The 21,485-nt window shown below is 42.1% G+C and carries 15 protein-coding genes; 8 read left to right on the forward strand and 7 right to left on the reverse strand.

Annotated elements, in window-relative coordinates; genetic code table 11:
• Positions 1-32: 32 nt before the first annotated feature.
• Positions 33-1,772, reverse strand: coding sequence for a sodium:solute symporter family protein (locus tag KO525_RS15170; protein ID WP_215964686.1), 1,740 nt, complete (start codon positions 1,770-1,772; stop codon positions 33-35).
• Positions 1,772-2,023 (reverse strand): DUF4212 domain-containing protein, encoded by a 252-nt coding sequence (locus KO525_RS15175; RefSeq protein ID WP_215964687.1) that lies wholly within the window; start codon positions 2,021-2,023, stop codon positions 1,772-1,774. The genes KO525_RS15170 and KO525_RS15175 overlap by 1 nt, the downstream gene beginning before the upstream one ends.
• A 249-nt stretch (positions 2,024-2,272) precedes the next feature.
• Between KO525_RS15175 and KO525_RS15180 the strand changes: the two genes are divergently transcribed.
• From KO525_RS15180 to KO525_RS15195, 4 genes are all read left to right on the forward strand, one after another.
• Positions 2,273-4,117, forward strand: coding sequence for a putative nucleotidyltransferase substrate binding domain-containing protein (locus tag KO525_RS15180; protein ID WP_215964688.1), 1,845 nt, complete (start codon positions 2,273-2,275; stop codon positions 4,115-4,117).
• On the forward strand, positions 4,117-4,818 hold the full coding sequence (locus KO525_RS15185; RefSeq protein WP_215964689.1) for an exonuclease domain-containing protein: 702 nt from the start codon (positions 4,117-4,119) through the stop codon (positions 4,816-4,818). Before KO525_RS15180 ends, KO525_RS15185 begins: the two co-directional genes overlap by 1 nt.
• Positions 4,819-4,971: 153 nt before the next feature.
• Positions 4,972-6,867: an acetate--CoA ligase gene (gene acs / locus KO525_RS15190; protein ID WP_215964690.1), complete on the forward strand. Its 1,896-nt coding sequence runs from the start codon at positions 4,972-4,974 to the stop codon at positions 6,865-6,867.
• A 210-nt stretch (positions 6,868-7,077) separates the two neighbouring features.
• Entirely contained in the window at positions 7,078-8,139 is a 1,062-nt protein-coding gene (locus tag KO525_RS15195) for a DcaP family trimeric outer membrane transporter (RefSeq protein ID WP_215964691.1), read from the forward strand.
• Positions 8,140-8,292: 153 nt separating this feature from the next.
• Here KO525_RS15195 and dbpA read toward each other — a convergent pair whose 3' ends face one another.
• Together dbpA and KO525_RS15205 are read right to left on the reverse strand one after the other, a co-directional pair.
• Positions 8,293-9,678, reverse strand: coding sequence for an ATP-dependent RNA helicase DbpA (dbpA, locus tag KO525_RS15200; protein WP_215964692.1), 1,386 nt, complete (start codon positions 9,676-9,678; stop codon positions 8,293-8,295).
• Between the two features lie 149 nt (positions 9,679-9,827).
• Positions 9,828-10,403, reverse strand: a complete 576-nt coding sequence (locus tag KO525_RS15205) for a hypothetical protein (protein WP_215964693.1) — start codon at positions 10,401-10,403, stop codon at positions 9,828-9,830.
• A 292-nt stretch (positions 10,404-10,695) separates the two neighbouring features.
• Here KO525_RS15205 and imuA point away from each other — a divergent pair, with 292 nt between their 5' ends.
• The 4 genes from imuA to KO525_RS15225 all read left to right on the forward strand — a co-directional run bounded on the left by imuA (position 10,696) and on the right by KO525_RS15225 (position 17,944).
• On the forward strand, positions 10,696-11,388 hold the full coding sequence (gene imuA, locus KO525_RS15210) for a translesion DNA synthesis-associated protein ImuA (protein ID WP_215964694.1): 693 nt from the start codon (positions 10,696-10,698) through the stop codon (positions 11,386-11,388).
• An 8-nt stretch (positions 11,389-11,396) separates the two neighbouring features.
• A complete protein-coding gene (locus tag KO525_RS15215; RefSeq protein WP_215964695.1) occupies positions 11,397-12,860 on the forward strand; it encodes a DNA polymerase Y family protein in 1,464 nt (487 codons plus the stop codon).
• A 19-nt stretch (positions 12,861-12,879) separates the two neighbouring features.
• On the forward strand, positions 12,880-15,963 hold the full coding sequence (locus KO525_RS15220) for an error-prone DNA polymerase (protein WP_215964696.1): 3,084 nt from the start codon (positions 12,880-12,882) through the stop codon (positions 15,961-15,963).
• 211 nt (positions 15,964-16,174) lie between these two features.
• The gene (locus tag KO525_RS15225; protein WP_215964697.1) at positions 16,175-17,944 is read left to right on the forward strand and encodes an acyl-CoA dehydrogenase C-terminal domain-containing protein; all 1,770 of its coding nucleotides are present in this window, start codon (positions 16,175-16,177) and stop codon (positions 17,942-17,944) included.
• A gap of 102 nt (positions 17,945-18,046) precedes the next feature.
• Here KO525_RS15225 and KO525_RS15230 read toward each other — a convergent pair whose 3' ends face one another.
• The 3 genes from KO525_RS15230 to cynS all read right to left on the reverse strand — a co-directional run bounded on the left by KO525_RS15230 (position 18,047) and on the right by cynS (position 21,269).
• Positions 18,047-19,747, reverse strand: a complete 1,701-nt coding sequence (locus KO525_RS15230) for a bifunctional protein-serine/threonine kinase/phosphatase (RefSeq protein ID WP_215964698.1) — start codon at positions 19,745-19,747, stop codon at positions 18,047-18,049.
• Positions 19,748-19,817: 70 nt separating this feature from the next.
• Positions 19,818-20,636, reverse strand: coding sequence for a formate/nitrite transporter family protein (locus tag KO525_RS15235; protein WP_215964699.1), 819 nt, complete (start codon positions 20,634-20,636; stop codon positions 19,818-19,820).
• A 192-nt stretch (positions 20,637-20,828) separates the two neighbouring features.
• The gene (gene cynS / locus KO525_RS15240) at positions 20,829-21,269 is read right to left on the reverse strand and encodes a cyanase (RefSeq protein WP_215964700.1); all 441 of its coding nucleotides are present in this window, start codon (positions 21,267-21,269) and stop codon (positions 20,829-20,831) included.
• Positions 21,270-21,485: the final 216 nt, after the last annotated feature.

Consider the following 21,485-nt stretch of genomic DNA (forward strand, 5'->3'; position numbering starts at 1 on the left):
AGGGAGTCTTATTTTATCGAGTTTTATTAATTCTAGTGGTCGTGCGCAGCGGCAACTTTACCATGTGGTGTACGGAAGTTTTCAACCATATCTTGTATGTGTTGAGGAGCTTCAGAAGTCGCTTTAAGAATTATAAAGGCAACAGTAAAGTTAACTAACGCACCAACAGCGCCAAACGCATTTGGTGAAATTCCAAAGAACCAGTTAGGCTCTAAACCACCAAGGAACTCAGTACCACTGATGAACATGATGCCCTTGTGTTGGAATACATACAACATAGTCACACCGATACCTGAACACATTCCCCATACTGCAGCTGGGCCTGACATCTTCTTAGAGAATATACCCATCATTAGTGCTGGGAATATCGAAGATGCAGCGAGTCCAAATGCTAGGGCAACTGTTCCTGCGGCAAAGCCAGGCGGATTGAGCCCCAGATAGCCGGCGACAATGATTGAAATTGTCATTACCACCCTGCCTGCAAATAACTCGTTTTTCTCTGAAATATCAGGGGTAAGTACGCCTTTCATTAAGTCATGGGATACCGATGACGAAATGGCGAGCAACAAACCGGCGGCTGTGGATAACGCGGCGGCAATACCACCTGCGGCTACCAGTGCAATGACCCAATTTGGCAAGTTAGCAATAGCTGGATTTGCTAGAACCATAATGTCACGGTCAACTTTCACCATTTCATTAGTTTCAGCATTTGCAGTGTATTGTATTTTACCGTCGTTGTTTTTGTCTTGATATTGCAACAACCCGGTTTTTTCCCAATCTTTAAACCACTGAGGACGTTCTGCGTACTCTAGGTTTTGACCAGCAACAGGTTCAATCGTATTCATTAGGTTAAGTCGAGCCATCGCGCCTACTGCAGGAGCTACTGTGTATAACAAAGCGATGAATACTAATGCGTAACCAGCAGACATACGAGCCGCTTTAACCGATGGTACAGTGAAGAAGCGCATGATGACGTGTGGTAAACCAGCAGTACCAATCATCAGTGACAATGTATAAGCAAACATATTTAACGTGCCGCCCATGTTGTCAGTTGTGTATTCTTTAAAGCCTAAATCCGTTACAACCATGTCGAGTTTATCTAATAGATAAACACCGCTGCCGTCTGCTAATGTACTGCCTAAGCCAAGTTGTGGGATTGGGTTACCGGTAAGTTGCAATGAGATAAATACAGCAGGGATAGTATAAGCAAAGATAAGGACACAGTACTGAGCAATCTGAGTGTAAGTAATCCCTTTCATACCACCAAGAACCGCGTAAACCCAAACAACGGCCATACCAATATATAGACCAAGATCATAATCAACTTCTAGGAATCGAGAAAACGCGACGCCAACGCCTTTCATTTGACCGATAATGTAAGTAAGAGACGCTATGATTAAACAGATAACCGCAACAACACGTGCTGTTTTAGAATAGTATCTATCTGCGATAAACTCAGGAACCGTAAACTTACCGTGTTTTCGCATGTAAGGGGCGAGTAGCATTGCCAAGAGGACATAACCACCGGTCCAACCCATTAAAAATACTGAGCCACCGTAGCCTAAAAAAGCAATCAGACCTGCCATCGAGATAAATGACGCGGCACTCATCCAATCGGCACCAATCGCCATACCATTTTGCAGTGGTGTTATACCACCGCCAGCAACATAAAAGTCACTTGTAGATCCCGCACGTGCCCACCAAGCTATACCAAAATAGACAGCAAATGAACCGAAGACGGCAATGTAAGTATAAAGTTTTAACTCTTCCATTATTCTTCCTCGACATTATATTTTTTGTCTAAGTCGTTCATCTTTTTGGTATACCAAAAAATGAGACCTAAAAAGGTATAAATTGAGCCTTGTTGCGCAAACCAGAAGCCTAATTTGTAGCCGCCTAAGCGGAATTCATTGAGTTGTTCGACAAGTAAAATGCCAAACCCAAATGAAACAACAAACCAAATGGCTAGGCAGATAAATATTAGACGAAGGTTTTCCCGCCAATATGAGCTTTGATTCTCCACGATCCTCTCCTAGATTTTTAAAATTGTTTAAACACTGTTGAAGTGATGGCCTGTTATCTTATTTTTGGTATAAATTTGTTCTCTAGCCCATCGCCATAGTTAAGCTAACAACAATTTTCAACTAGCGGTATTAAACTTTAGTCTAGAATGTAGTCTAAGCGGTTGACCCATTTTCTTAACTGCTCTAAAACTCTAACAGTCTGTTTTAATGTGCAATCCTGATATAAAGCGGTTAATAGGTGGAGAAATATGTCTAACGATTTATCTGAAGTACACGATTTTATTCGGGTTATTCCGCCATTTGATACTTTGTCAGAGGAGCAAATTTCTCGATTAACCCGAAATATATATATTCAATATGTGGCGTCTAATTCCAGCCTGCCTCCCGAGGGGGATCAAAAAGCTGTTTTGTATTTTATTCGCAAAGGGGCACTGGCCTATTTTGGCAATGACAACGAATTATTAAGTAAGTACGGTGAAGGTGATCTTTGTTCGGTTTTTTTACTGCCGGATGAAAATGTTAAAATTTCTGTTGTGACCGAGGAAGACACCTTACTTTATTGCATTGATCGGGAAGCGCTACTCGAGGTCATTACTGAAAGTGAAGAAGCCGAAGCGTTTTTTGCTCAAACCGCAGCGCAGCGTCTTAAAAAACGAATGGAAAAATTTAGTGATGATGCCGTTGTATCATCCACTTTAATGAACACCCAAGTTGAACATGTGTACCATACGCCTGCTGCGACGATAGATATGAAACTCAATATTCAACAAACCGCTCAGCAAATGACAGAGCAAGGTTATTCTTGTTTAGTCGTGACCAGGCAAGGTGAGATGGTTGGCATTGTGACGGACAAAGATATCCGTACGCGTTGCGTCGGAGAAGGGTTAGACCCTTTAATGCCGGTATCCGATATCATGAGTCGTGATGTATTGACGTTAGATACCAATGACAGTGCATACGACGCCTTGATAGTCATGACGAGTCGGAATATTCATCATTTACCAGTAACCTCCAATGGCCGATTAGCTGGTATGGTTACAGTAACAGATTTGATGAACCATGAAGGTAACAACGCCGTTAATATTTCTAGTTTAGTTGCCAAAGCGAATAAAATTAGTGAGCTAACTGAAATAAGTAAGATGTTACCAAAGTTGCAAATTAGAATGTCAAAACTTGGGACAACCTCTGATCATGTAGGCAAAAGCATTAGTGCGATTACCATGGCGTTTACGGTTCGACTGATCACAATGGCGGAAAACTTATTAGGGCCAGCCCCGGTACCGTATGCCTGGCTTGCGGCGGGATCTCAGGCCAGACTTGAGCAGTTTGCGCACTCTGATCAAGACAATGCGATGATTATTTCTGACAAGCTACAGCCCCAGGATGCCTATTGGTATCAAGACCTTGCCACTTTTGTTTGCGATGGTTTAGCGGCGTGTGGGTTTATTTATTGCCCCGGTGACATAATGGCAACTAACTCCAAATGGCGACAAACGCAATCGGTTTGGCACAAATATTTTCATAAATGGGTGGTGAACCCAAGTCCCCAAGCACTGCTAAATTCCAGTGTCTTTTTTGATCTTACTACCGTACACGGTGATGCGTCTCTATTAAACGAAGTAAGAGACAAAATGTTAGAAAAAACTAAAAACAATTCTTTGTTTATCGCCCATTTGTCACGAAATGCGCTTGCTCATCGACCACCTCTGGGTTTTTTCCGAGGTTTTGTGTTGGTGGAAAATGGCGATAACGAAAAGGTCTTGGATTTAAAACACAATGGCATTGCGCCAATTGTCGATCTTGCCCGAATTTATGCCTTACAAGAAGGTGTTGCAGCTGTGAATACGTTAGCAAGACTACAGGCTGTGGCCGGAACGCCATCGCTAACTAAGTCGATGGCCAGAAGCCTAATTGATGCGTTTGAATTTTTAGGCTATTTACGTCTAAGTCATCAGGCGCGATTATTATCAGCAGGAAAAAAACCAGACAATTACTTACCGCCCAAAACTATTTCTAGATTGGAACAAGAACATCTAAAAGATGTTTTTAAGGTGATTAAAACGTTGCAAAATAACCGCCAGGTTGCTTACTAATGTGGCCTTTTTTTGAGTCTTTTCTATCGGCTGAACAACAGCGAAAGCGGGCGCTTAGGCGTGTGCCAGAGGGGGCCTTAAAAGAATATTTGTCGGTACCTTTTCCAGACAAAAATGCAACTATTAGTGAACTGACTTTACTGTCGGTAGATTTTGAGACAACGGGTTTAAATGCAATGACGCACCAATTGCTTAGTATCGGTTCAATTGAAATTGATGGTGGCAAAATAAAATTGGCGAGTAGCTGTCACAATATAATAAAAACCAAAGGCAAATTAGAAGCGAATAATGTTGTTGTCCATCAGATCACGGATTCAGAAAAAGAGCAGGGCATTGAATTAAAAACCGCTGTTGATCAGCTACTACTGGCGTTAGCTGGGAAAGTCATGTTGGTCCATTATGCCAAGATAGAACGTCAATTTTTACGGCAAGTTTGTTTTGAACTTTACGGAGTGCGCCCTCCATTGATGATGATAGATACGTTATTGTTGGCAAAAAAACGACTCGATATTGGCGGTCAACATTACGACCCTTCAATATTTCGGCTGGAAAGCTTGCGCCAGAGCTTTCAACTTCCAAGCTACCATGCTCACAATGCCTTAAATGATGCAATTGCTACCTCAGAACTGTTTTTGGCTGAAATTAATAAATATAAACAAGGGGTTAAGACAAAAATACGACAGTTACTCTGTTCCGTATAAGACTAAAGTATTAGCCAAATTAGGCTTATTTTAGACTTAGGTCTAATGTTCGATTCGCCAAACACTCCTTACTCTAAGTGCAATCAATTTGAATTTGGTTAAACAGGTTTGCTGTTGACCATTTAAATGCATAAAAGAGCAGAAGGACGCACAATGAGTGACTCAAACCAATCTGAATTTATTTACCCTTCACAAGCTGTAATAGATCAAGCCAATGTCAGCGATTATGAAGCGCTTTATAATTATTCTGTAACCGACAGAGAAGGTTTCTGGGCAGAACAAGCAGATACACTCTCGTGGTATAAAAAATGGGATAGCGTTTTAGACGAATCCAATGCGCCATTTTACAAGTGGTTTGACGGTGGTTCGATTAACATCGTTGATAATGCCATCGACCGTCATTTAAAAAATGCCAATCGAAATAAAATGGCGATTATCTGGGAAGGCGAAAACGGTCAGGTTCGTAATTTCTCTTACAACGGATTAAATCGTGAAGTCTGCCAGTTTGCTAACGTTCTAAAAAGCATGGGCGTAGTAAAAGGCGATATCGTTACGATTTATATGCCACAAATACCAGAATTGGTGTTTGCTATGTTAGCGTGCGCTAAAATTGGTGCAATTCACTCTGTCGTTTATGGTGGCTTTAGTACCGAAGCGTTAGCTTCACGAATTGACGATGCGCATTCTAGAGTATTGATCACTGCCGATGGTGGCTGGCGCCGTGGTAAACAAATCGATCTTAAATCAATAGCTAATGATGCAATGAGTCGCTCGCCGAGTGTTGAAGTGTGTATCTGCGTTAAAAACAATGAACTTGACGTTGAGATGGAACCGTCACGTGATTTTTGGTTGCATGATTTAAAAGCCTTGCCAATTGCTAGTCCAAAATGTGAAACCGAACAAACCAGTTCAGAAGACCCACTTTTTATTTTATATACCTCTGGCACCACCGGCTCGCCAAAAGGTATGGTCCATACACATGGCGGTTATGCTGTGTACACCTCTACGACTCACCGGATGGCATTTGATATTAAGCCTGAAGATCGCTGGTGGTGCGCCGCGGATCCTGGTTGGATTACTGGTCACAGTTACATTGTTTACGGACCATTGATTAACGGCGCGACGATTATGTTATACGAAGGTGCGCCAAACTATCCTTACCCAAATCGCTGGTGGCAGATAGTCGAAAAATACGGCATCAATATTCTTTACACTTCTCCAACTGCAATTCGTGGCTTGATGCGCTTTGGTGAGCGTTGGCCACAAAAGCACGATCTCACAAGCTTACGCTTATTGGGAAGTGTCGGTGAACCAATCAATCCAGAAGCCTGGAAGTGGTACCACAAAGTTATTGGTCAAGAACGTTGCCCGATCATCGATACTTGGTGGCAAACCGAAACCGGTGGTTTCATGATTTGTCCATTACCGATTACACCGTTGAAACCTGGTTCAGCGACCAAGCCATTTTTTGGCAATGAAATCACAATTGTCGATGACGACGGTGAAGAAGTTGGCGCAGGCGAAGAAGGTAAGTTGATTATCAATAACCCTTGGCCGGGGATGGCACGTACTGTCTTTAAAGATGACCAACGTTATCAAGACTTATATTGGTCGAAAGTTGGCGACAAATGGCGTTATTTAGCGGGCGACAGTGCCAAAAAAGACAGCGATGGCTACATTTGGGTTATTGGTCGAATGGATGAAGTATTAAAAGTAAGTGGTTACCGACTTGGTACTGCTGAAATTGAAAGTGCTTTAATCAGCCACCCAGCAGTGAATGAAGCTGCAGCTATTGGTCTGCCACACGAACTTAAAGGCAACGCTATCCATACTTATGTGATTTTAAAGCAGGGAATGGTTGGAGATCAAAAGCTAGCTGCTGAGTTACGAGCACATGTTGGTCATGAAATGGGCAAAATCGCGACACCAGAGTCGGTCGAATTTGTTGAGTCATTACCAAAAACTCGTTCAGGGAAAATCATGCGCCGAGTGCTTAAAGCGAGAGCTTTAGGACAAGATGAAGGCGACTTGTCAACATTGGAAGAATAACCACCCTTTAATTTTAACTTATAAAAACAATCAACAGATAGGCGTCACACTAACGTGTGGCGCCGCCCAAAAATAAAAAATAAAAAATAAAAAATAGAAACACAAAATAAAAACACAAGAACACAAAAAACAGAAAACACACACAAATAATAAAGCACACAGTTGGCTTGTCGTATTTTGGCCTATCGCTGTGTTAACGAGGAACAGGTCATGAAACTTAAGAGCACACGCAATACATTATTGGTTTTGGGGTTATCAGCTGCTTCATCGGCGAACGCCGGGTATACTTTTGAACTTTCTGAAGAAGACAAACTGACATTTGGCGGCTTTATAGCTGCAGATGCCCGTTATATAGATGGTAACGCCAGTTCCAGTTTAGTGAACGACGACTTTTGGATTGGTCATGCGATAAAAGACGATATTTCGAGTTTGCGTATGCATGTCAATTCATCTCGGATCAATACAAAATACGAACATGGTGACATTACAGGCTTTATTGAATTTGACTTGTTTGGCGGCGGTGGTAATGAAAAACTAACAAATTCTCGTCATCCACGACTTCGCCACGCGTTTATTCGCAAGGGAAATTGGACAGTAGGCCAAACGTGGTCAACATTTGTTAATACTGGTGCGCTGGCTGAAGCGGTTGATTTTGCTGGACCGTTAGTGGCCTCTGGTTTTATTCGACAAACTCAGATCCGTTATACCAATGGCAATTTTCAGTTTGCGTTAGAAAACCCAGAATCTTACGGTGGTTATGAAGGTGCAACGGGTTATGGCGCTAAAGATGTTTTACCGGATGTGATTGCTAAATACACAGTGTCTGGTGATTGGGGTTCTGTTGCCTTTGCGGGGGTTGTTAAACAGCTTACAACCACAATGGATGAGTCTAAATCAGCTATTGGTTATGGCATCTCAGGTAAGATTAAAGTGGGTGCTAAAGATGATTTCCGATTCCAATTACATGGTGGTAATACTGGCCGTTATGTAGGTGCCGCTGCAGCGACAGATTTAGTGGGTGAAGAAGTTGAGGAGTCCACTGCAATTATGGTGGCGTATCGTCATTTTTGGAATGATACGTACCGTTCAAATGTCTTTTATGGCAATCATACAACGGCCGAAAGTGATCGAGACCGTTCTCATTGGGGCGTTAACCTCTTTAAATCCATTAACAAAAATTTAACATATGGTTTTGAATTCGGGAATTTCGAAATGGCGGAAGCCGATGCAGATTCCAATTACATTCAGGTGAATGCCAAATATTCACTGTAGTCATTTAAATTGAGGTAGTGTGAATGACGCTACCTCAATATCAGTTTTTACACCTCTTGGGCTGGCGACAGCCCTTTTTTATGCTTCCTAACTGCCTAATTACAGTTGCGGTTAAACGTCGCTTTGAAGTTAAGGTGAGGCCCTAAAATACGACTATCTAATGCGCCACACTCGGAAGTTACGACCTTTCAACTTACCGTTTTCAAGCTTTTTCAGTGCAAAACCTGCAGAGACTTTTTTCACTGCAACATAGGCGCAGTAATCAGTAACATTGATCTTGCCGACATCGCTACCAGGAATGCCATCTTTCCCCGTTAAGGCACCTAAAATATCACCAGGACGAACTTTTTGTTTTTTACCGCCGTCAATTCTGAGGGTTGCCATTTGTGGCCCATACACTTCCGCGTTTAAGACGTCAGCGTCGGGTAGATCGGATTCGCTAATTGTAATTTTTTGGTAATCTTCAATGTCTACTAACTTACTTGAATCACGATTGACATAAAGGCTGCAAGCAAGTCCTTGCTCACCAGCACGACCAGTACGGCCGATTCGGTGTACGTGTGTGTCGGCGTCATGGGCGAGTTCGTAGTTGATCACGGCGTCAAGCTTGTCGATGTCTAATCCACGAGCCGCAACGTCGGTGGCAACTAAAATAGAGATGCTTTTATTAGCAAAACGAATAAGCGTTTGGTCACGTTCTTTTTGTTCCAAATCACCATTTAAAACAGCTACACTAAAACCTCGAGCGGCTAAGTAGTCGGTAACATCAAACGTCGCTTGTTTGGTATTACAAAATACTACGCATGATTCAGGTTTATGCTGCATTAACAATAAATGCAATGCCTCTTTGCGCTGCTCTTTGTCTTGAACAAGGAAAAATTGCTGTTCAATGGTGCTGTCGCTTTGCTCTGATTCGACTTTTACATTGACTGGGTTACGCAGTAATTTACCGGCGATCCAGTTAATTTGCTCAGGGAATGTTGCGCTAAATAGTAAGCTTTGACGCTCGACAGGTGCCGCTTCAATAATGGCATCAATAGAGTCTTGAAAACCCATTTCCAACATCTTGTCAGCTTCGTCTAAAACAAAGGTATTCATTTCATCTAGATTGATGCGACCTTTATCTAAGTGATCCAAAATTCGACCAGGCGTGCCAACAATAATGTGCGCGCCGTGCTCAAGAGAACCTATTTGCGGCCCCATTGGTGTACCACCACATAAAGTTAATACTTTTATGTTGTGAATACCGCGAGCCAGCTTACGAATTTCAATCGCAACTTGGTCGGCCAATTCACGGGTGGGGCATAACACCATGGCTTGAATGCGAAAACGTTTTACGTCTAGATTTTGCAGTAAACCCAAACCAAATGCCGCGGTTTTACCTGAGCCAGTTTTGGCTTGCGCGATAATATCTTTACCTTCCAAAATAACCGGTAAGCTTTGAGCTTGTATCGGTGTCATTTGGTCATAACCTAATGTTGTTAGGTTGTCGGTAAGTTCAGGTTTTAGTGAAAGTGTAGAAAAACAGTGTGCAGACAAAACAGGTGACCTTGATGGGTAATTGTAAGGTCGTAAGTATAGCAGTCTATTGGATGAATAAGTATTTGTGTTGCTGAATTTGTTTTATCGCGTAACGAGTTGGCTATAGGTAACAGCCAACTCGTTATAAAGCATTAGAAAAATTGCGGTTAGAACATTAAACCAATTTTAAGAAATTCGATGTCGAACATCACTGCTTTGTCTTCTAACGTATCAAAACTGTTTAACGAAGACGTGTCGTATTTGTCGTTGTCGCCAAAGTAGCGGCCAAGCAAAATGCTGCTGCCCCAATATAAACCTGAGTTAAACATCTTACGGTAACCAAAACCAAAACCAAGTCCCAGCTTAGTTGTATCAGAGTTGATTGTGGTTAAGCGTGTTGCACCAGAAAAATAATACCCTTCGATGCCCTTATTTAAAAACTTACGGTAGTGGGCACTGATGTTTAATGCCGTAAATTGGTCTTCGCCGTTTTGAATGTTTTTGTAGTCGATTGGAAACGCAATTTCAGTGCTGTTATTACGATTAAAAATAGACACACCAGCATTAAAATATACCCGGGAGTCAGTGCTGGCAATAAAGGTCAGAGGGTTGATTTCAGCCCCGATGGTAAGTTGTTTACTCTTTAAACCTTCAGTGAAAGTGTTGGCAGAAATAACGGTAGAAAACAGGGTCAGTACTAAGCCTAAACTTAACAGCGCACTTACACGAATGATGCGTAACATTTTGATTCCTTTTAGAACACGGACTAAGCACGACAAGATCTCCCTCGGCGTGCATTTTTAAAGGCGCGCAGTAAACTACGTTACAGCCTAAAAATCAACATATATACATTATAAGCAAGATCCATATTAAAAGAGCATTATTACCAATATTACGTTCTAGTTAACTATTTTCTTATATAAATCATTTAATAAAGTACAGAAATCGGGTTTGTAACATTTCTTTATTGGCATAATTATTAACTGTATATATACTGTTTTTATATACAGTATTGTACGCGGTGCGAGTAACATTATGTTAGAAATTGATAAATATCAGAACCGAGGCCTTATTTGGTTCGGCAATAAAAATGATCAACTTGTTGGTCGGGTAAAAACCGGATTTGTGACTTTAGATAATGCGCTTTCAGGAGGATTACCGCCACAGGGGGTGATGGAAATTAAAACCCCAATGGGCATTGGTGAGCTTCGCCTTATGTTGCCTTATTTGAAGCAAAAACAGACGTTGGGTTTACTCGTATTTATTGGACCGCCGGCGATGCTCGACGCTGAGTTTTTAGCGGCTAATGATATTGACCTTAGCAAGGTTTTAGTGATCTCAGAATATGAATCAGAACGCATGTTATGGGTTGCTGAACAATGCTTAAAAAGCGGCAGTTGTGGTGCCGTGTTATTGTGGCAAAAAACATTGTCGATAAAGCAGTCTCGTAGATTGTTATTGGCCAGTGAACAAGGTGAAAGCAGTTTGTTGCTTTATCGAATTATGACGCATCAGCAGGAACAAACTGGGGTATTTTCTATTCCGTCTAATGTCAGCATGACCCTCGCCCCCGCACCAGAGGGCATAACCGTGAATATCGACAAGCAACGAGGCGGTCGCAGCTTCAAAGGCTTGTCGGTAGACATGCGGGACATATGGCCAGACTTAACAACGTCGCCTATCTCAACCACAAATGTTGTGGCATTTCCGAAAGTTGCAGTTCACTAGGTTCGCTTATGTTGTGGTTATATCTCGACTTTCATTCTTTGCAACTTGACGCTCTCGACAGCTCAAGAGAAACCTTGCGAACAGAGCTGACTCCAGCACCAGAGGTTGTGATTATTGTCGACGCTAAAAAGAATGAAGTTGTGCAGCTTAACGCGATGGCAAAAAGCCAAGGCATAACACAAGGCATGGGATTGGCAACCGCCTTGTCTTTGCACCAGCATATACAGGTAATGGAGTACAAACCGGATATTGAATTTAGGACATTGCAGCAACTGGCACAGTTGTTATATGAATTTACAGCGGATATTGCCTTAGCCTTTCCCCACGGCATGTATTTACGTATCGACAATATGTTGTGCTTATATAAGGGGCTGCTGTCTTATTGGCAGCAAATTGAATATGTGCTTAAACCAATAGGATACCAATACGATTATGCAACAGGTACGACGCCCGCAATGGCTAAGGTATTGGCGCAAGCTAAGCTAAACACTTTGCTGGATGATCCTAAAAAGCTAAAACAGGCTTTGTATGGTTTGGCGATTGAACAGCTTGAACTCGAGCCTAAAGCCCTTAATGCATTGCATCGGGTTGGTGTGAAACAAACTAAACAGTTGTTGGCGCTGTCTTTAAAAGAAATGGCAAAACGCTTTGATATTCATCTACTCAATTATATTGGCAAGTTGATGGGGGAGTTTAAACATGGTCTTATTTTTTATCGCCCACCTGCGGAATTTAATGTTGATATTGAGTTGTTATTTGAGATTGAAAACAGCCAAATATTACAACACCCAATTAAACGATTATTAATCCAACTCGAACAATTTTTAAGTATACGTGGTTTAGTCACTCAACAATTAACCCTACATCTACGCTATCGTTACTTGGAATTTATCGAACTGAGCATTAACCGGGCTCAGGGAGAATACAAAATGGAAAAGTGGTTGTCCCTCGTACGGTTAAAATTAGAGAGTGTAAAGCTCGCTGAGCCAGTGGTGGCCATCCGATTGTTAGCTCGGCAGTTACGGCCGTTAACTGCTGACAGTGGTGACTTATTTAGTCAAAAGTCGCCCCAAGTTTCGGTGGATGAACTTGTGGCGGTAATACAAGCTAAGCTCGGGGATAATAAAGTCAAAGGGGTATGTTTAATTGATCAACATCACCCACAGTTAGCCACTCAGTATAGCGAAGGACTTGCTATCGAGAATACTATAGAAAATACCAAAGGGCGGGCAGCTGATCAAAAAACATTTGAGGGGCGGTACAAGTTGCGGCCAAGCTTAATGACGGCTGTGGCGGTGCCATTAAAGGAACATGTCTCTATATTGCATGGGCCAGAGCGAATACAAACCAATTGGTGGCACGAACATTCAATTCAGCGAGATTACTATATTGCCCGTAGCGACAAGGGGCGACTGTGCTGGGTATATCGTACGCCACAAAAAAATTGGTATTTACAGGGGTACTTTGCGTAACGGCAAGTAAATAACAATCATGAGTTATGCTGAATTATCCTGTTTTAGTAATTTCACCTTTTTGCAAGGCGCATCCCATCCAGAGGAATTAGTGGTGCAAGCGACCTTGCTAGGTTACAACGCAATAGCCATTACCGATGAATGTTCTGTTGCTGGTGTTGTCCGAGCATATAGTCAGATACGGCAGGATAACTTGCCTATTAAGCTGATCGTTGGCGCGTATTTTCAATTTCAACAAGACTTAAAAATAACCTTACTGTGCCCTAACCGGCAAGGTTACGCTGAGCTATGTCGAGTGATAACAAACAGTCGACGGCGCTGCGAAAAAGGGCAATACGAGTTAACCGAGTGGGATCTTAAATCTCTAAAGCATTGTTTAGTTTTGTGGCACGCCGATGGTGATGCAGAGCTTGATTTACACTGGGGGCGGTTCTTACTTGGGCTCAACAAAAGTATTCAACATAGATTATGGTTAGCCATAACCAGAACATTAAACGATGAAGAGCAACATTATACTCAGCACTGCGAACAAGTAGCTGTTAGCTTGCACATCCCCATGGTTGCTTGTGGGCAAGTGTTAATGCACAACCCCGAGCGTTTGCCGTTGCAACATGTATTACATGCGACACGCCTTGGTACGACTGTTGATAAGCTTGGTCGTCAAGGAATAAGCAATGCAGAGCGTTGCTTGAGGCCCCTTAAAAAATTGGTCAAGCTGTATAAACACGAATACCTGTTTGAAACGTTACTCATTGCTAACCGTTGTCAGTTTGATATGGGGGAGCTCAAATATGAATACCCATCAGAGCTGATCCCAAAAGATCAAACTCCCACGACTTATTTACGGATATTAGTAGAAGAGGGTAAAAAACGCCGTTTCCCACATGGGTTAAAACCGGAACTCGAAACGCTAATCGAAAAGGAACTCGGGCTGATAAAAGAAATGGAATATGAGCATTTTTTTATCACGATTTACGACATCGTACAGTTTGCTAAATCACAGAATATTTTGTATCAAGGACGAGGTTCAGCGGCCAATTCAGTTGTGTGTTATTGCCTTGAAATTACAGCGGTAGACCCGTCCCAAATAAGTGTATTGTTTGAACGCTTTATTTCAAAAGAACGCAACGAGCCGCCAGACATTGATGTGGATTTTGAACATCAGCGGCGAGAAGAAATTTTCCAGTATATCTATCAAAAATATGGTCGTAATCACGCAGCAATCGCGGCAACAGTTGTGACCTATAGAATGAAAAGCGCCATTAGGGAAGTGGGCAAAGCTCTAGGCTTTAATGATGTGCAGTTAGAATTTTTTATTAAAAACATTAATCGCCGAGACCGCGCGACACACTGGATTGACCAAGTCGTTGAACTAGGGCTTAACCCCAAGTCATTAAAAGCTAGGCAATTTGTTGAGCTGGTGGAGCAAATTAAGGGATTTCCGCGGCATTTATCGCAACACGTCGGAGGCTTTGTGATATCTGCCGGCCCACTGTATGAGTTAGTACCCGTCGAAAATGCAGCGATGGAAGGGCGAACTGTCATTCAATGGGACAAAGATGACTTAGAAACATTGCAACTGCTCAAAGTCGATGTACTGGCATTAGGTATGTTAACCGCCATTAGAAAAAGCTTTGACTTGATAAAAACCTACTATCAAAAAACCATTTCGATTGCCGACATAACCGCAACCGGTGACGATCCTAATGTGTATAAGATGATCTCAAACGCCGATACGATTGGGGTATTTCAAATTGAGTCACGGGCTCAGATGAGCATGTTGCCTAGATTAAAGCCCCATTGTTATTACGACTTAGTTATCCAAATTGCTATTGTTCGGCCTGGCCCTATTCAAGGCGGCATGGTGCACCCTTATCTGAAGCGGCGGATGGGATTAGAAGAGGTCAGTTATCCATCAACGGCGGTCAAGGATGTATTAAGTCGGACAATGGGGGTGCCTATTTTTCAAGAGCAAGTCATTAAACTTGCTATGGTCGCCGCGGGTTTTTCCGGCGGGGAAGCCGACCAACTTAGACGGGCAATGGCCAAGTGGAAAAAAAACGGCGAGCTCACTAAGTTTCAAACTAAGCTGACCGAGGGCATGTTGGCCCGTGGTTATACGTTGGAATTTGCTGAGCGTATTTTTAAACAAATCTGTGGCTTTGGTGAATATGGTTTCCCTGAATCGCATTCGGCCAGTTTTGCGGTATTGGCTTATGTATCGGCGTGGTTAAAATATTATTACCCAGAGGTCTTTTATTGCGCTTTATTAAACAGTCTTCCCATGGGGTTTTATTCACCGTCACAGCTTGTTCAAGATGCACAGCGACATCGTATTTATGTTTTGCCTTTGTGCATCAACCACTCAAATTGGGATCATGAATTGCAAATGGAAGCCGGGCAGTTAGCGCTACGTATCGGATTTAGGCTCGTTAAGGGCCTTCGAAAAATTACCGTGGATAAAATCGTCCAATACCGCATAGGGTGTCGATTTAGTCATGTTTCGCAACTAAAGCAATTGTCTATTGCACGTAACGAACTCGAAGCGCTGGCCAGCAGCAATGCACTTAAAAGTATTTCTGGAGACCGGTTTTCGAGCCGTTGGCAAATGATGGATATGGAACACGATTTACCGCTTTTTTCTCAAGTGAGTGATACGCCCTCAACATATCAAATTGCCCCGAGCGAATATGAAGAGTTGATTGAAGACTATTCGGCGTTAGGGCTGAGCTTGGACCGACATCCGATTCAATTGTTAAGGCAGTCAGGTCGGCTAGGTCGGTTTACCTCAGCGACGGATTTAGTCAATGTTAAACATAAAACGCCCGTTACCGTTGTCGGACTTGTGACCGGAAAACAAAGTCCAGGCACGGCATCTGGGGTGACCTTTATTACGCTAGAAGACGATACGGGCAATACCAATGTGGTGGTTTGGGTAGCGACAGCAAGGGCACAAAAGCAAAGTTACCTCACCGCTAAGGTCTTAAAAGTAAAAGGGATCTTAGAAAAAGAACAGCAAGTAACCCATGTTATCGCAGGTAAGTTAATTGACCTGACTCCCGAGCTTGAAAACTTGGAGCTAAAATCGCGGGAATTTCGATAGTCATCGGCAGTTGTTGAGAAAATAGGTAATTTGGTAGGTTTAGACAACTTAATAATGAGGGAGGGCGTAACCCATCACAACAATATGGGCAAACATCCAAACAGAGTCTATCTTTATACGAGAAAGTTAAAAAAATTAATTCAAACGTTTGTTTTAATTTTTTACTTAAGTAGTATGACCAGTTAATAACGATAAATAAAAGAGATAGAACATGAGTCAATACCAAGCTCCCGTCAACGACATGAACTTCCTGCTATTTGACGTATTTAAAGTCCAAGAATTTTGGGCCAACAATGACGCGTTAAGTGAAGCAATCGATTTAGACACAGCAAAAGCTATTCTAGAAGAAAGCGCAAAAGTGACTGAACAAGCCATTGCACCTTTTAGCCGAGAAGCCGATGAAACCGGCGTGAGTTGGGATGACGGCACGGTGACGACACCAACAGCTTATAAAAATGCCTTTAATGTTATCGCTGAGGGGGGCTGGATTGGCTTAGCTGGAGACCCAGAGTTCGGTGGAATGGGGATGCCAAAAACATTGGCTGGTATGCACGAAGAAATGATGTGTAGTGCTGACTTAGCATTTGCTCTTTATCCCGGGTTAACTGCTGGTGCTTGTTTAGCAATCCATGCTCATGCCACAGAAGATCTTAAAAATACTTATCTCCCAAATATGTATGCAGGCACTTGGGCCGGAAGCATGTGTTTAACCGAAGCCCACGCAGGAACTGACTTAGGTTTAATAAAAACCAAAGCAATTGATAACGGCGATGGCAGTTATGAAATCACCGGTAGCAAAATATTTATTTCCGGTGGCGAACAAGATTTAACAGACAACATAGTCCATTTAGTATTAGCTAAATTACCGGGGGCACCAGAAGGGTCTCGCGGTATATCTCTGTTTATTGTTCCTAAATTTAACATTAATGATGACGGCAGCTCAGGTTCAGAAAACAAAGTTACTTGTGGTTCGATTGAGCACAAAATGGGTATTCATGGTAGCGCCACCTGTGTCATGAACTTTGATGGTTCAAAGGGCTTTTTAGTTGGTGAGATCAACAAAGGTTTAGCCTGCATGTTCACTATGATGAACTATGAACGTTTATTAGTTGGACTTCAGGGACTTGGTGCTGCTGAGCGCTCATATCAAAACGCTCTAGCATACGCTTTAGACCGCGGGCAGGGCAAAGGTCTACCTCGAATGAAAGAAGGTGCGACTGACCCAATTATTGTCCACCCTGATGTTCGCCGCATGTTGTTAAACATGAAGGCTATGAACGAAGGTGGTCGTGCATTTACTACTTATGTCTCAACTCAACTCGACGCTGCTAAATATCAGCCCGACCCAGCGCTAGCAAAAATATCAGCGGCAAAAGCGCAGCTATTAACGCCTATAGCTAAAGCATTTGTTACTGATATCAGTTTAGATATGTGTATCGCGGGGCAACAAGTGTTTGGCGGTCACGGTTATGTGCGCGAGTGGGGGCAAGAGCAACTGGTTCGCGATACTCGAATAACGCAAATATATGAAGGCACCAATGGCGTTCAAGCACTTGACTTAATGGGCCGAAAAGTTGCGATGGATGGTGGCGAAACGGCTAAGTTATTTGCCATTGAAATTAAACAATTTATTGCAGAACAAAGCGGTGGTTTTCCAACGGAAATGGCAGCATTGTCAGACGCGGTGGATGATCTCGTTGCCGTAACAACAACGGTATTAACTAAAGCTGCGACAAATCCAAACGAAATTGGCGCGGCATCTGTTGATTACTTGCACCTTTTTGGTTATGTCATGTACGGCTATATGTGGGCGAAAATGATGGTGGCCGTGTCTGATGTTGAAGATAAAAAGCTGGCGAGTTCAAAAATAAAAACAGGTCGCTACTATTTTCAACGATTATTGCCAAAAGTAGCAAGTCTCAAGTTACAAATCGAAGCCGGTGCTGAGATATTATTCAGCCATGATACGGACGATTTTTAATTAAAATCAATAAAGGCAAACAATGGGCAATGTAAATTCTGTGTTGTTTGCCAACTCTCCCTAACATGTTTCAAATACGCCAAGGTAAAGCCCTTGATAAATCTATTTTGCTAACTGGATAACCAGCAAAATAAACAGTCCAAAACTTATTCCTTGCCAAAACATCACTGGATCTCGCTGAATCAGAGGTGGTTTAGTGCGTGACACATAGCTGGAACTTGGATGTTTAAGATCATGTATAAATTCAGACAATACTTGATATCGTTGTAGTGGGTCGATTTGCAAAGCTTTATACAAAGCATCATCCACCCAAGCGGGTAATTCGGAGTCATCATCAATGAGAGTTTGGTAATTAAGCTTTTTCTGTGCAGAAAAGCTTTTTGCCTGCGCAATTTTGGTCCCATATGGAAATGAGCCTGAGAGCATTTGGTAAGTTATAACTGCTAAAGAATAGAGATCTGAGCATTGTGTACCGGCTTTCCCTAAGAAATACTCCGGTGCAGAATATCGCATAGTGCCTCGAATTTCGTTGTCGTATTCACTTACCCCGGCAATGTAGGTTGAACCAAAATCAATGATTTTCACGGTATTGTTACTATCAATCATAATATTTTTTGGGCGAATATCCTGATGGATCATTTCTTGTCGGTGGAAGGCTTGTAACCCTTTTGCAATTTGTTCAACTATTGAACGAACTTGAATTAACGAGGGTTTTGGGTTGTCTATCATCCATTGCTCAAGAGAAATGCCGTCGATGTATTCAGTCACTAAGTAAAGGTAATTACGTTTACGACTAGAGAGAACTGCTTTGGCAACGTATGGATTTGTTACACGTTTTGCTATCCACTCCTCTAGCATAAACTGCTCAAGGTAAGCGGTATCTGAGCGCAATTCAGTTGAAGGCGTTTTAATAACGACTAACTGTTCAGATTCAATATCTTTCGCCAAAAATACATGGCTACGGCTACTTATGTAGATTTCACGAATAATTTCAAAACCGTCAAATATCATTCGGGCGTTAAGTCTTGGCGGTAAAGGCAAACTCGTAAGTCGGTGAACTTCTTCTAATTCGTAATTCGGGACATGGTCCACTCTAACTATTTGAATTGATAAGTTGTCATTACTGCCAGCCTCTAAACAGGCTGCCAAAATGTCGCCCGCCGCGTGTTGTAATGTAATGGAATGGGCAATTATCTTACGCATTACTTCATGTTCGATAAATTCATATATGCCATCAGTTGCCAAAATGTATATGTCGCCTTTTTCCAGCGATTGAGTTTGGTAATCGATTTCTAAATTTTGATCTATCCCTAATCCTCGAGTTAAATAACTAACCTCGGTTGAAACGACCTTTCGGTGGTCTTCTGTCAATTGGTCTAGTTCGCCATTAGCAAGTCGATAAATTCGAGTATCGCCAGTATGGAGTATATGAGCAGTATTAGACTTTAAAATGAGCGCACTGAAGGTACAAACATACCCTTTGTCTTTATTAAATCGGTGAGGGCTATTTTGAGTTTGAGCACATAATAATGAATTAATTGACCTTATCACTTTCTGCGCTGATGATTTGACAGACCAAGAGTCAGACGTACAGTAGTAATCTTCCAAAAATCCCAGAACGGCTGACTCACTTGCCTCTTGGCTAACATCGCTAGAACTTATGCCGTCAGCCATCGCTAAGACAATGCCTTTGGCGCTCAATTGAGGTTCTTTAGGAACAACACTGCCAGCGAAGTCTTGGTTAACGGGTTTTAACCCCTTGTTTGTTGCATAACCAATAGTCACTGCGAGAGGTTGATTCATTGTCGGATTCCTAAAAAAAGACTCCGCTAGCTAGGCAGACGGAGTCGCAAAGATAAATTTTAGAAGCTAATTAGCTCGCTTTCAATTTACGTTCCGGTGATGTTTTTACATGGGTAAGGTAAAGAGGCAAGCCAACTAACAATAGACCACCTGCAAGGTTACCTAATACCGTTGGAATTTCATTCCAAAGTAGGTAATCGTATACGGTGAAGTCGCCACCCATGATCATAGAAAACGGGAACAAGAACATGTTCACGATTGAATGCTCAAAGCCCATAAAGAAGAACAGCATAACTGGCATCCACATTGCCGCCATTTTACTGCCAGCAGAGGTCGAAATCATCGCACCAACAACACCCATTGAAACCATCCAGTTACATAACATACCGCGGATAAAAATTGTAATCCAACCGCCTATGCCATGTTCTTGGTAACCTACGGTTCTTGATTCACCAATTGAAGCGACTTTTGCTGCAATAGCCCCACCATCTGCTGAATAGCCGTAAGTTAAAATAAAGGACATCAAAAATGCGGTTGTTAACGCCCCGCCGAAGTTACCGATAAAGACCAGTCCCCAGTTTCGCATTACGCCACCAAAAGTAACGCCGGGACGTTTATCAAATAAAGCCAGTGGTACTAATGTAAATACACCAGTTAGCAAGTCAAACTTCATTAAATAAAGCATGATGAAACCAACCGGAAACAGGCAGGCTCCTAAGATAGCGCTACCCGTTTTTGTTGCAACGGTAATTGCAAATATGGCCGCCAAACCTAAAATTGCTCCGGCCATAAAAGCCCTAATTATTGTGTCCTTCGTCGACATGTAAACTTTTTGTTCACCTGCGTCGACCATCTTTGTGACAAACTCACTTGGTTCGATATACGCCATTATTATTCTCGCCTATTCTAATTTGAAAATTGTTGTGTATTATTTTTATTAACTTACAGAGCATAATGAATGCCAGTAAGTTAACTTGTTGTAATTATTGTTTTTAAGGTTTTTTAGACTCGTTTTATTGCACTGTAAAAGAATGTGTTTGTTGTAAATATTGTCCTTCGAATGCAATTGCACCAAAATCGATCACCAGGTTTTATAAGGTAAAAATTTACCGTTAAGAGTTAGGATCACCCTGTCACCCTTTGGGTTTTCTTCTTTATCTACTTCCATTGAAAAATCGATAGCGCTCATGATGCCATCGCCGAATTTTTCCTGAATAACTTCTTTTAGTGTGTCGCCATAAACGCCCACAACTTCGTAAAGTCGGTAGATTAAAGGATCTTGAGGAATTGACTTGTCCCACTCTTTGGTCGGGAAACTCATAAGAGAAGCTTTTGCGTCTTCAGGTAATCCTAAGAACTCTACAAGTTTAGTTGCGGTTTCAGGTGGGCAACTATTCATGCCCAAACACGCTGAGGTAGTCCAAACATCTGATTTACCAATTGCATCGGCGATTGCCTGCCAAGTCAGGTCGCGTTCTTTTTTTATGGCAAATATTAACTCTGTTACATCGATTCTTTTCATATTGATACCTTTGTCAGTTTGATTCTATTTGGGCTGAATTGAACCTAGGTGGTGCATTCATTGATCTGCGTAAGTCTGTTTAAGTCAAATTGCCGCAGAGCTGTTAAATAAATTAGTGCTTGTATCTGTTATTGCTACTTTTGTGCCAAACGATAGGTTGTTGTTAAGTTGTTGTATATTAATAAGTTATGTTGTTTTTATGGCTCTTTTTTCAAC

It is taken from the genome of Psychrosphaera sp. B3R10 (assembly GCF_018861025.1).
GTDB lineage: Bacteria > Pseudomonadota > Gammaproteobacteria > Enterobacterales > Alteromonadaceae > Psychrosphaera > Psychrosphaera algicola.